Here is a 12,197-nt window from a genome sequence, read left to right on the forward strand (position 1 = left end):
CGTAAGGAGTACCACGGTGGCAGCGGAGAAGAACGGGCGCGATGGCGGCGTCCAGTCACTTCAGCGGGCCTTCGAGCTCCTCGAGCATCTCGCGGACACGGGCGGGGAGGCCAGTCTTTCGGAACTGGCGACCCTGTCCGGGCTGCCGATGCCGACCATCCACCGGCTGATCAGAACCTTGGTGGATCTGGGCTACGTCCGGCAGAACACCAACCGCCGGTACGCGCTGGGCGCCCGGCTCATCCGGCTGGGCGAGAACGCCAGCATGCAGTTCGGCTCGTGGGCGCGCCCTCTGCTCGCGGAGCTGGTCGACGAGGTGGGCGAGACCGCGAACCTCGCCGTCCTGGAGCGCGACGAGGTCGTATACGTCGCCCAGGTGCCGTCGAAGCACTCGATGCGGATGTTCACCGAGGTAGGGCGGCGGCTCCTGCCGCACGGCACCGGCGTGGGCAAGGCGATGCTCGCGCATCTGCCGCCCGAAGACGTCACGGCGCTGCTCGCCCGGACGGGGATGCCCTCCTACACCGAGCACACCTTCACCGACCAGGACGCGCTCCTGCTGGAACTGGCGAAGATCGCCCAACAGGGTTACGCGCTCGACGAAGCGGAGCAGGAACTGGGCGTCCGTTGCGTGGCCGTCGCGGTCCCGGGCGCGCCGGTGCCGGCGGCGGTCTCGGTGTCCGGGCCTTCGGGGCGGCTCACGATGGAGGCCGTCGAGCGGATCGCACCGGTCGTCCAGCGGATCGCGACCTCGCTCGGCTCGACCCTTTCGAAGGACGGCGTCACCGTTTGAGCCTGGTCTCCAAACCGTCGAGCATCCTGTCCAGCCCGTAGCGGAACTTCTCGTCGCGAAGCCGGACAGGATCGGCTTCGTCCTCTCCCCTGGCCAGCATTTCCCGCTGGTGCGGGTGTTCGCGCGCGGCCTCCTCGACGGCGGGACGCAGACGTTCCGCCCACTCGCGCTCGCTCTGACCACTCTTGGCGACGGTGGTGAGCCACGCCGCCTCAGTCGTCCCCATGCCGATGACGTAGGAGATGACCGCGCTGATCGCCTGATTCGCCTCGTCGCCGGGGAAACCCGCGCCCACGAAGACACCCAGCAACCGCTCGTTGAGCCGCATGACGTTCGGCCCGAGGTACGACAGGCCGACCGAACCGAGCAGTGAAGCCACCCACGGGTGCCGCAGGATCATCGCGCGGACGCTTTCCGCCCCCACGACGGCCGCTTCCCGCCACCGCGCCGGATCGTCGCCGTCCGGCACGGTGATCTCGCCGTAGACCTCGTCGACGACCAGTTCGATCAGCTCGTCGCGGTTGGCCACGTGCCGGTACAGCGAGGTCGCGCCCGCGTTCAGCGCGGTGCCCAGCCTGCGCATGCTCAGCGCGTCGACACCTTCGACGTCCAGGAGCCGGACGGCCTCGGCCACGATCTGCGCCTGACTCAACGCGGGCTGATCCCGCTTCCGGCGAGGGCGGGTCCACACCGACTGGATCGGCTGTTCATCGACTGACATACCGCCCACTTTAGCGCACGGAGTACCCCCTTGCGTACGCCGTTTCGTTCTGCGTACAGTGTGCGCATCAGTCGAACAACGTACGCAAACACTTCTCTGGGGGTTTCCCGATGAACGTGCCCATCCGCGATCCACGCCGCTGGTGGATCCTGATCGTCCTTTGCCTGAGCACGCTCGTGCTGGTCGTCGACAACATGGTGCTGACCGTCGCCGTGCCGCCGCTGGCCGAAGATCTCGGCGCGAGCGCCCAGGACACGCAGTGGATCCTGGACTCCTACATCCTGGTGTTCGCCGGTCTGCTGCTCACGTCGGGAAGCCTCGGCGACCGGTTCGGGCGCCGGAAGGTGATGCTCATCGGCCTCCTCCTGTTCGGGGTGGCCTCACTCGTCGCGGCGTTCGCCACGAACCCGCTCGAACTGATCGCCTCCCGCGCGGTGATGGGGGTCGGCGGCGCGCTGATCATGCCGAGCACCCTGTCGATCCTGATCACCGTCTTCGACGACGAGGAGCGCCGCAAGGCGATGGCGGCGTGGAGCGCGGTCGCGATGATCGGCCTGATCGGCGGCCCGGTGCTGGGTGGCGTGCTGATCGCGTGGTTCTGGTGGGGCGCGGTGTTCCTGATCAACGTGCCGATCGTCGTCATCGCGGTGATCGCCGCGCTCACGCTGATGCCCGAATCCAAGGGCCCGTGGCAGAAGCCGGATCCGCTCGGCGCCGTCCTTTCCGCGGCGGGCATGGTCTCGCTGGTCTGGACGATCATCGAGCTGCCCAAGCACGGCCTCGCCGAAGCCGGAACCCTGATCCCGCTGGCGGTCGCGATCGTGTGCTTGACCGGCTTCGTGTTCTGGGAGCGGCACACGCCGTCGCCGATGGTCCCGCTGAAGCTGTTCCGCAAGCGCAACTTCAGCGGTGGCAGCCTGTCGCTCACGCTGGTGCAGATCGGCAACGGCGGTCTGCTGCTGCTCCTGACCCAGTACCTGCAGTTCGTGCTCGGCTACACCCCGACCGAGGCGGGTCTCGCGTTCATCCCGATGGCCCTCGCGTCACTGCTGTTCAACACCCTCGGCGCCACGCTGGGCCAGAAGATCGGCAACCGGGCGCTGACCACGGCCGGGATGATCGTGATGGCGGGCGGCTTCGGCCTGCTCGCGACGATGTCGGCGAACGAGGGCTTCCTGTTGCCCGCGGCCGCACTATTCCTGCTCGGCGCGGGCGGCGGGGTGGCGATGCCGTCGGCGATCGCGGCGCTGATGGGCGAGGTCCCGGAGGAGCAGGCAGGCGTCGGTTCCGCGCTCAACGACACCATCCAGCAGCTGGGCGCCGCGCTCGGCATCGCGATCCTGGGCAGCATCGTGTCGAGCCTGTTCACCTCGCACATGCCCGCCAACGCCCCGGCGCAGGCGCGGCTTTCGATCGGCGACGCCTTCGCGACCGGTGACGACGGCCTCATCGCCGCGGCCCGTGAGTCGTTCACCTCGGCGATGTCGACGACGTTCCTGGTGAGCACGGTCGGCGTGCTGGCGGCGGCGGTGGTCGCGTTCCTGGTGATGCGGGACAAGAAGACCGCGCCGGTTCCGGCCGACGCTCCGGTCTCCGTCTGACCAGTGTCATGAAAGGGGCGTTCAGGACGAAAGATGTCCTGAACGCCCCTTTCATGACATCCGCTAGCTGCTGAGCAGGGCCTCGACGAACGCGCCCGGCTCGAACGGCGCCAGATCGTCCGGCCCCTCACCGAGGCCGACCAGCTTCACCGGCACCCCGAGTTCACGCTGCACCTGGAAGACGATGCCGCCCTTCGCGGTGCCGTCCAGTTTGGTCAGCACGATGCCGGTGACGTCGATGACCTCCGAGAACACGCGGGCCTGCATCAGCCCGTTCTGCCCGGTGGTGGCGTCGAGCACCAGCAGCACCTCGTCGACCTTCGCCTGCTTCTCGACGACTCGCTTGACCTTGCCCAGCTCGTCCATCAGGCCGGTCTTGGTGTGCAGGCGGCCGGCGGTGTCGACCAGGACCGCGTCCACGCCCGCCTCGGTGCCGCGTTTGACGGCGTCGAAGGCGACCGCCGCCGGGTCCGCGCCTTCCTTGCCGCGCACGACCTCGGCGCCCACGCGTTCGGCCCACGTCTGGAGCTGGTCCGCCGCGGCGGCGCGGAAGGTGTCGGCCGCGCCGAGCACCACGGTGCTCCCCTGCGCGACGAGCACGCGGGCGAGTTTGCCGGTGGTGGTGGTCTTGCCGGTGCCGTTGACCCCGGCGACCAGCACGACGGCGGGCTGCTTCTTCCCGTCGACGGTGTGCGGCAGCGCGCGGACGGCCCGTACCGCGTCGGTCGACAGGGCGGCGGTCAGCACCTCCTGCAAGACCGCGCGCGCCTCCTCCGAGGTCCGCACGGCGCGGCGCTTCAGCTCGTCACGAAGACGCTCGACGATCTCGGTGGTCGTCGCGGCGCCCAGGTCCGCCATGAGCAGCGTGTCCTCGACGTCCTGCCACGAGTCCTCGTCCAGGTCGCCGGCGCCCAGCAGGCCGAGCAGGCTCTGCCCGAACACCGAACGGGATTTGCCCAGCCTGCCGCGCAGCCGCTCCAGGCGTCCGGTGGCCGGAGCGATCTCTTCGACGGGAGCGGGCTCGGGGGCCACTTCCTCGGCCGGTTCGGGGAGTTCGACGTCGCGCACCGTGCGCTGCGCGGAATCCCTCGGCACCGACGCGTCGTCCCCGACGGCGGGCTGGCCCTCGGTCTCGGGACGGTCCTCGACCGGGTGTTCGGGTTCGTCGGTCGTCTCTCCACCAGGGGCGAGCGCGATCCCGCCGGTGGCGGTATAACCGCCGCCCTTCGGCTTCTCGACGACGTCGGCAGCCTTGGACTCGTCCAGGCTGATCCGGCGGCGGCGCGCGATGAGCAGCCCGGCCACCAGGACGGCGACCAGGACCACGACGGCAACGACAACGATCCAGAACCAGGGGGTACTCGACACGGCGCCATCCTCGCATCCGCATCGCGTCGCGCTCAGACGCCCCACGGGAAGGAAGCCGATCTTGTCAAGCACCCACTGGATAGGACTCATTTCGGACAAGAAGAAACGACCCCGCTTGCGCGCTCTCCGCCACGACGGATAAACCACTCCGAATGACGGTTCACTCCGGCACTGGGGTCCGGGTCATCGGGCTCATCTCCGGCACCTCGATCGACGGGATCGACGTGGCGGCCGCCGAACTGCGCGCCGACGGGGACACGGTGGTGCTCTCGCCGCTCGGCCAGCTCGAAGTCCCTTATCCCGAAACGCTCCGCGATGCCCTGCTCGCCGCGCTCCCGCCGAATCCCTGCGACGCCGAGCAGCTCACGAAACTCGACACCCTCGTGGGCCAGGCCTTCGCCGAGGCGGCCGCGCGCGGCGTCGAGGAACTGGCAGGCGGCGAAGCGGACGTCGTCGCCTCCCTGGGCCAGACGGTGTTCCACTGGGTCGAGGACGGCACCGCGCGCGGCACCCTGCAACTGGGGAATCCGGCGTGGATCGCCGAACGCACCGGACTGCCGGTGGTGGCCGACCTCCGCGTGCGTGACGTCGCCGCCGGCGGGCACGGCGCACCGCTCGCCAGCACGATGGACGCGTTGTGGCTCCGGGAAATGGCCGCGCTCGGCCCGGTCGCGGCGCTGAACATCGGCGGGATCGCGAACATCACCGTGGTCCCCGCCGACGGTGCCGTTCTGGCCTACGACACCGGCCCCGGCAACGCCCTCATGGACATCGCCGCGCACCGCGCCACCGGCCGTCGTGCCGACATCGACGGCGCGCTCGCCCTGCGCGGCACCGTGCGGCCCGATCTGCTGGCGAAGCTCCTGCTCGACCCGTACTACGCGGCGGCGCCACCGAAATCCACCGGCAAGGAACTGTTCCACGGCGCGTACCTCGACGCGGCGCTGGACGGACTCCCGCCGGTCGGCGCGGAAGACCTCCTGGCGACGCTGACCGAACTGACCGCGGTGACGATCGCCGCGGAATGCCGTCGCCACGACATCGCCACGCTGATCGTCTCCGGCGGCGGCGCCGACAACCCGGCGCTGATGGCCGCGCTCACCAGGAACCTGCCGGGTACGGCGCTGAAGACCAGCGACGACCACGGGCTGCCGCGCGCGGGCAAAGAGGCATACCTGACCATTCTGCTCGGCTGGCTGACGTGGTCGGGCGTCCCGGGGAACCTCCCGTCGGCGACCGGCGCCCGCGGCCACCGGTTGCTCGGCAGCATCACCCCGGGCGCGGGCCCCCTGCGGCTCCCCGCCCCGCACACCTCAACCGTGACCCGGCTACGGGTAGCGGCGAAGACCGGCGAGCGATAGGAGATATGGATGCGCGCACTTGACCTCGCGATCATCGGGCTTTTCCTGGTCGGCATGCCCCTGCTGGGCGTCTGGATCGGCGGCAAACAGAAATCCGGCTCCGACTACTTCGTCGGTGAAGGCAAGATCTCCTGGTGGGTGGCCTGCCTTTCGGTGGTCTCCGCGGAGACGTCCACCCTCACCGTGCTTTCCGTGCCGACGGTGGCCTACATCGCCACCCCCGGCGACGGCGGGATGACCTACCTCGCACTGGCCATCGGGTACATCGCGGGCCGGATCGTGGTGTCGATGGTGCTGTTGCCGCGTTACGTGGCGGGCAACCTGGTCACCGCGTACGCCTTCCTCGGCAAGCGTTTCGGCAGCGGGCTGCAGGGCACCGCGTCGGTGACCTTCCTGCTCACCCGCACGCTGGCCGACGGCATCCGGCTGTTCGCCACCGCGATCCCGATCAAGGTGGTGATGGCGGCCTACGGCCTGAACGTCTCGTACTGGACCATCGTGGTCGGGCTCGGCATCGCGATGGTGCTCTACAGCTTCTTCGGCGGGGTCCGCGCGGTCGTCTGGGTCGACGCGATCCAGATGCTCTGGTACATCCTCGGCGCGGTTGTGGTGATCTGGGCGATCTCCGGCAGGCTGCCGGACGGCTGGTTCGGCAAGGCCGTCGACGCGAACAAGTTCCAGATCTTCGACTTCTCCTCGAACATGCTCACCGGGCAGTACGCGTTCTTCACCGCGCTGATCGGCGGCGCGGTGCTTTCGATGGCCTCGCACGGCTCCGATCAGCTGATCGTGCAACGCCTGCAGTCCACCAACGATCTGCGTGCCGCCCGGAAGGCGTTGGTGGCCAGCGGTTTCGTGGTGTTCCTGCAATTCGCGCTGTTCCTGTTCATCGGCGTGCTGCTGTGGGCGCTCTACAACGGCCTCGCCCCGACCAAGCCGAAGCCGGAAGGCCTCGGGCTGGCCAACAAGGACGAGCTGTTCGCGAACTTCATCGTGAACGACCTGCCGAGCGGCCTGTCCGGGTTCGTGATCGCCGGGATCCTCGCCGCCGCACTGAGTTCGTCGCTCGGCGCGCTGGCGTCGTCGACGGTGACCGACGTCTACGAACGGGTGATCGGCCGGGAACTCCCGGAAGCCGAACGACTGAAGCACGGCCGGATCTGGACGATCGTCTGGGCGGGCGCGCTGATCCTGTGCGCGGGTTTCTTCGCCTCCTCCAACAAGACCTCGGCCGATCCGATCGTGGTGCAGGCGCTCGGCATCACCGGATACACCTACGGCGCACTGCTCGGCGCGTTCCTGCTGGGCCTGCTGTTCAAGCGGGCGAGGCAGGCGGACGCGATCGTGGCGTTCGTGTCGACGGTGATCGTGATGGCGTTCATCATCCTGGGCGTCAAGTTCAACAAACCGGACGGCAGCCTGATCGGCGTCGACTTCGGCAAGGCGTCGGGGAACACGGTGGCGCTGGCGTGGCCCTGGTACACGCTGTGCGGTGTGGTGATCACGCTCGTCGTGGGCGGGCTGCTTTCGCTGCGGCACGGGAGCGTGGACCCGCTGGCCGAACCGGACGTGAAGGAACCCTCGCAAGTGTGACCTAAGTCACAGTTCTGAACCGTCTCTCCCTTTCCTCCGTGTCGGCTTCGGGACCCGCCCGAAGACGGCGGGCGAGGAGAGGGAGAGACGATGAAACGAGCAACCTTGGCCATCGCCGTCGGCGCATTGCTGATCGGCGGTGGCACGACCGCGTACGCCGCGACGAGCACCGGCGTGCCGGACGCGATCAAAGTGCCGGAGGGGAACAAGCGCATCGCCACCTACCGGGGCGAAGGCGTCCAGATCTACGGCTGCGCCAACGGGACCTGGGCGCTGATCCAGCCCGCCGCGACGCTGAGCCACCGCGGGCGGACGATCGCACTGCACAGCAAGGGTCCGGTGTGGACGTCCACTGTGGACGGAAGCACGGTCGGGGCCGCGGCCGTTCCCGGCGCGTCCAACCCGAGACCGAACGCGGTGCCGGAACTGCTGCTCAAGGCGAACCTGAACAGCGGTGACGGGATCTTCGGCAAGGTCACCTACGTCCAGCGGCTCCGCACCCACGGCGGGCTGGCTCCGGCGGGCACATGCGCGAGTGGCGCACAGACGGCCGTCCGGTACTCGGCCGACTACGCCTTCTGGGTCGCGAAGTAACCGCTAGGCGGGAACCGGGTCCTCTTCGGACGTTCGTAGCCGCTGCGAGATCACCTTGGTGATGCCGTCGCCCTGCATCGAAACGCCGTACAGGGCGTCAGCGATCTCCATGGTCGGCTTCTGGTGGGTGATGATGATCAGCTGCGAAGAGTCCCGCAGCTGTTCCAGCAGCCCGATCAGCCGTCGCATGTTGGTGTCGTCGAGCGCGGCCTCGACCTCGTCCATGACGTAGAAGGGCGAAGGCCGGGCGCGGAAGATCGCCACCAGCATGCCGACGGCGACGAGCGACTTCTCGCCACCGGAGAGCAGCGAGAGCCGCTTGACCTTCTTGCCCGGCGGGCGCGCTTCGACGTCGACACCGGTGGAGAGCAGGTCGTTGGGCTGCGTGAGCACCATGCGCCCCTCGCCACCCGGGAACAGCACGCCGAACACGGTCTCGAACTCGCGCGCGACGTCCTCGTACGCCGACGCGAACACCTCGAGGATCTTTTCGTCGACCTGCTTGATGACGGCTTCGAGGTCCTTGCGGGTGTCCTTGAGGTCTTCGAGCTGGGTCGAGAGGAACTTGTAGCGCTCCTCCAGCGCCGCGAATTCCTCCAGCGCCAGCGGGTTGACCTTGCCCAGGAGGCTCAGGTCCTTCTCCGCGCGCTTCGCCCGGCGGGCCTGGGTGTCGCGGTCGAACGGCATGGGCGGCGGCGGGGTGACGTCCTCGCCGCGTTCCTTGGCGGCCTCGTACTCGGCCATCTCCCCCGCGCTCGGCGGCACGGGGACGTCCGGACCGTACTCGGAGACGAGGTCCTCGAGGCCGATGCCGAAATCTTCGGCGATCTTGGTTTCGAGCTGTTCGAGCCGCAGCCGCTGCTCGGCGCGCAGCACCTCGTCGCGGTGGACGGCGTCGGTGAGCTTCTCCAACTCGCCGGTCAGCTCGCGGACCTTGCTGCGGACCTGGGTCAGCGCGGTCTCCCGCGACTGCCGCTGCGCCTGCGCCTCGTCCCGTTCGTGGGCGGCGCGCTGCACGGAGACCTCGATGCGCTCCAACGCGATCTCGCCGCCATTGACCACAGCGTTGGCGATCTCGGCGCCGCGTTTCCGCGCGGCCCTGGACTTTTCGGCCCGTTCGCGGGCCTGCCGCTCGGCGTGCGCGGCCCGGCGGAGCGATTCGGCCTTGCCCTGGATGCTCCGCGCGCGCTCCTCGGCGGTGCGCAGCGCGAGCCGGGACTCCATCTCCTCCTGGCGGACCGTGCCGAGGTCTTCGGCGGCCTGGTCGCGCTCGGCGGTGTCCGGATCCTCGTCGACTTCCTGTTCGGCGACGGCGGCCAGCCGCTCTTCGAGTTCGGCGAGTTGTTGCAGCGCCTGCTCGCGGCTCTGCTCGACCTTGGCACGCTGGTTGCTCAGCCGGTCCATTTCGGCCTGTGCGGCACGCGCGGCCTGCTGCAGCCGGTTCAGCCGCTCGGAAGAGCGGGCCTTGCGGACCTTCGCGTCGCCGAGCGCTTCCTTGGCCCTGCCGACCTCTTCGCGCCGGGCGGCCTGCCCTGCGCGGGCGCCTTCGAGCTCCGCGGCGGTGCGTTCCAGCGCGCGCTCGGCGGCGTTCAGCCGGTCGCCCGCCTCGTCGACCGCGGCCTGCACCTCGATGACACTCTCGCTGCGAGCCGAACCGCCGACCGCCCAGCGCGCGCCGAAGACATCGCCCTCGGGCGTGACCGTGCTGACCTCGGGGTACACCTCGACGAGACGGCGCGCGGATTCCAGACCGTCCACAATGGCCACCCGGTCGAGCGCGTGCTCGACGGCGGAACGCAACGCGGGCGGCGCCGTGACCACTTCACGCGCCCAGCGCGCGCCCTCGGGCAGCGACGGCCAGGTACTGGTGTCCACAGTGGATTCCGGGCCGCCGAGCAGAATGCCCGCCCGGCCGGAATCGTTGTCCTTCAAGAACTTCAGCGCGGCGAGCGCGTCGGCGCCGCCGTTGACCGCGACCGCGTCGGCGACCGGGCCGAGCGCGGCGGCCAGCGCGACCTCGTGTCCGGCTTCGACGGTGAGCAGCGCCGCGACCGAGCCGAGCAGGCCCGGCAGTTCGTGCTGCGCGCCGAGCAGTGCGCCGGCGCCGTCCTTGCGCCGCAAGCCCATCGACAGCGCCTCGACGCGCGCCTTCTCCGACGCGATCTCGCGTTCGGCGGCCCGCTCGGCCTTGACCAGCTCTTCGACGCGGGCCTTGGCGGCGTTGTTGGCTTCCACGGCGCGATCGTGGTGGGCCTGCAGGTCGAGGTCGTCGGACTCCTCGACACCGCCTTCGGCCTTGGCCTCTTCGAGTTCCTCGACGGCGATCTCCGCGCGCTCGGCGGCCTCTTCGAGCGACACGGTGAGCCGGTCGATCTCGTCGGAGGTCGCGCCGTTCTTGCTGCGCAGCGCCTCGACCTGCCCGGTGAGCTTCGCGAGCCCTTCGCGGCGGTCGGCGATCGCGCGGACGGCGGCCATATGCGCGCGCTCGGCGGCCTGGACGAGGTGTTCAAGCTGCTCACGCCGCTGGACGGTCTCCGAAAGCACCAGGCGTGCCTCGGCGACGGCTTCGTTGAGCTCCTGCTCCCGCTCGGCGACCTGCTCGGCCTCGGCCAGCAGCTCGTCGGGGTCGCGGCCGGTGCTCGCCTGCTGCACGTCGGACGACAGGTGTCGCTGGCGCTCCAGCGCGAGGCGAACCGTGCCGCGCAGCCGCTCCGTCAGCGCGGACAGCTTGTACCAAGTCTCCTGGGCCGCGGCCAGCTTCGGCGCGTCCTCGGCGAGCGACGCTTCGAGCTCGGCCTCCTCGGCGGCGACGATCTCCAGCGCCTGCTCGACCTCGGCGCGGCGCTGACGGGCGACGCGTTCGTCGGCCTCTTCCTTGGCGATGCCCGCACGCTGGGTGACGAGGTCGTGGGCGAACAGCCGCAGCCGGGCGTCACGCAGTTCGGACTGCACCCACTGCGCCTTGCGGGCGATCTCGGCCTGCTTGCCCAGCGGTTTGAGCTGGCGGCGCAGCTCGGTGGTGAGGTCGCCGAGCCGGTCGAGGTTGCCCTGCATGTTCGCGAGCTTGCGCAGGGTCTGTTCCTTGCGCTTGCGGTGTTTGAGGACACCGGCGGCCTCTTCGATGAAGGCGCGGCGCTCCTCGGGCTTGGATTCGAGGATCGCCGAAAGCTGCCCCTGGCCGACGATGACGTGCATCTCGCGGCCGATACCGGAGTCCGACAGCAGTTCCTGCACGTCCATCAGGCGGCAGCGGTCGCCGTTGATCTCGTATTCGCTCGCGCCGTCACGGAACATCCGGCGGGTGATGGAGACCTCGGAGTACTCGATCGGCAGCGCGCCGTCGGCGTTGTCGATCGTCAGGGTGACCTCGGCGCGCCCGAGCGGGGCACGGCCGGCGGTCCCGGCGAAGATGACGTCTTCCATCTTGCCGCCGCGAAGGTCCTTCGCACCCTGGGTGCCCATGACCCAGCGAAGCGCGTCGAGGACGTTGGACTTGCCGGACCCGTTCGGTCCGACCACGCAGGTGATGCCCGGCTCGAAACGCAACGTCGTCGCCGAGGCGAAGGACTTGAAGCCCTTGAGCGTCAGGCTCTTCAGGTGCACGTCGTGCTGACCCCTCTGGCTGCGGGAACCGGTCGTTCAATCGGCCCAGGCTACCTGTGTGCTCACGGTGATCGTGGGACGCGGGGCCTCAGCGCTCCACGAACCCGCGGAGCCCGCCCTTCGCGGGCGACCAGCGTTCGACGACGTGGTCCACACTTCCGGGTGATTCCCCGGAGCGCAAAGCCGCCAAAAGCCGCTCACAGTGTTCACGATCACCCTCCGCCACCACCTCGACACGCCCGTCGGCCAGATTGCCCGCGCTGCCGACCAACCCCAGCTCAAGCGCCCTGCTGCGGGTCCACCAGCGGAAACCGACACCCTGCACCCGTCCGTGCACCCACGCGGTCAACCTGATGTGTGTTACTTCTTCACTCACGACCCCTATCGTGCACCATGTGGATGAACGCGGAGGGTGAACACGACGCTCGCTGTAGTTCGCAGACGGTGAAGCGGCGGTGATAATCTCCGCGCCGGGTCCCCACTTCGGGCTACCTCGCCCGGGTAGCCGAACTCCCCGAAGCCCCCCATCCGAGGAGCCAGCACATGCCCCGTCCCGACGGGTC

Annotated in this window: 9 protein-coding genes; 5 read left to right on the forward strand and 4 right to left on the reverse strand. The window is 69.4% G+C overall.

Annotated elements, in window-relative coordinates; genetic code table 11:
• Positions 1–16 precede the first annotated feature (16 nt).
• Complete coding sequence (locus DMC64_RS33060; protein ID WP_125736698.1) at positions 17–793, forward strand: IclR family transcriptional regulator; 777 nt, start codon at positions 17–19, stop codon at positions 791–793.
• On the opposite strand, the gene DMC64_RS33065 is transcribed toward DMC64_RS33060, so the two are convergent.
• The gene (locus DMC64_RS33065; RefSeq protein ID WP_125736699.1) at positions 783–1,514 is read right to left on the reverse strand and encodes a TetR/AcrR family transcriptional regulator; all 732 of its coding nucleotides are present in this window, start codon (positions 1,512–1,514) and stop codon (positions 783–785) included. The two genes, DMC64_RS33060 and DMC64_RS33065, sit on opposite strands and share 11 nt — an antisense overlap.
• Before the next feature lie 110 nt (positions 1,515–1,624).
• Here DMC64_RS33065 and DMC64_RS33070 point away from each other — a divergent pair, with 110 nt between their 5' ends.
• Entirely contained in the window at positions 1,625–3,115 is a 1,491-nt protein-coding gene (locus tag DMC64_RS33070) for an MFS transporter (protein ID WP_125736700.1), read from the forward strand.
• 63 nt (positions 3,116–3,178) lie between these two features.
• On the opposite strand, the gene ftsY is transcribed toward DMC64_RS33070, so the two are convergent.
• The gene (ftsY, locus tag DMC64_RS33075; protein WP_125736701.1) at positions 3,179–4,483 is read right to left on the reverse strand and encodes a signal recognition particle-docking protein FtsY; all 1,305 of its coding nucleotides are present in this window, start codon (positions 4,481–4,483) and stop codon (positions 3,179–3,181) included.
• 152 nt (positions 4,484–4,635) lie between these two features.
• Between ftsY and DMC64_RS33080 the strand changes: the two genes are divergently transcribed.
• The 3 genes from DMC64_RS33080 to DMC64_RS33090 all read left to right on the forward strand — a co-directional run bounded on the left by DMC64_RS33080 (position 4,636) and on the right by DMC64_RS33090 (position 8,031).
• Positions 4,636–5,844, forward strand: a complete 1,209-nt coding sequence (locus tag DMC64_RS33080; protein ID WP_125736702.1) for an anhydro-N-acetylmuramic acid kinase — start codon at positions 4,636–4,638, stop codon at positions 5,842–5,844.
• A gap of 9 nt (positions 5,845–5,853) precedes the next feature.
• Positions 5,854–7,437 carry a sodium:solute symporter gene (locus tag DMC64_RS33085; RefSeq protein WP_037342249.1) on the forward strand — a complete coding sequence of 528 codons (1,584 nt, stop codon included), beginning with the start codon at positions 5,854–5,856 and terminating at the stop codon, positions 7,435–7,437.
• A 90-nt stretch (positions 7,438–7,527) separates the two neighbouring features.
• The gene (locus DMC64_RS33090; RefSeq protein ID WP_125736703.1) at positions 7,528–8,031 is read left to right on the forward strand and encodes a DUF3455 domain-containing protein; all 504 of its coding nucleotides are present in this window, start codon (positions 7,528–7,530) and stop codon (positions 8,029–8,031) included.
• 3 nt (positions 8,032–8,034) lie between these two features.
• Here the strand turns inward: DMC64_RS33090 and smc are convergent, their stop codons facing one another.
• Positions 8,035–11,634: a chromosome segregation protein SMC gene (gene smc, locus DMC64_RS33095; protein ID WP_125736704.1), complete on the reverse strand. Its 3,600-nt coding sequence runs from the start codon at positions 11,632–11,634 to the stop codon at positions 8,035–8,037.
• Positions 11,635–11,722: 88 nt separating this feature from the next.
• Positions 11,723–12,010 (reverse strand): acylphosphatase, encoded by a 288-nt coding sequence (locus tag DMC64_RS33100; RefSeq protein WP_043848306.1) that lies wholly within the window; start codon positions 12,008–12,010, stop codon positions 11,723–11,725.
• Positions 12,011–12,197: the final 187 nt, after the last annotated feature.

It is taken from the genome of Amycolatopsis sp. WAC 04197, from assembly GCF_003947475.1.
GTDB lineage: Bacteria > Actinomycetota > Actinomycetes > Mycobacteriales > Pseudonocardiaceae > Amycolatopsis > Amycolatopsis japonica.

Coding starts and splice junctions, on each gene's coding strand:
- DMC64_RS33065 (WP_125736699.1), bottom strand. CDS start 1,514: ATGTCAGTCGATGAACAGCCGATCCAGTCGGTGTGGACCCGCCCTCGC.
- DMC64_RS33070 (WP_125736700.1), top strand. CDS start 1,625: ATGAACGTGCCCATCCGCGATCCACGCCGCTGGTGGATCCTGATCGTC.
- DMC64_RS33080 (WP_125736702.1), top strand. CDS start 4,636: ATGACGGTTCACTCCGGCACTGGGGTCCGGGTCATCGGGCTCATCTCC.
- DMC64_RS33085 (WP_037342249.1), top strand. CDS start 5,854: ATGCGCGCACTTGACCTCGCGATCATCGGGCTTTTCCTGGTCGGCATG.
- DMC64_RS33090 (WP_125736703.1), top strand. CDS start 7,528: ATGAAACGAGCAACCTTGGCCATCGCCGTCGGCGCATTGCTGATCGGC.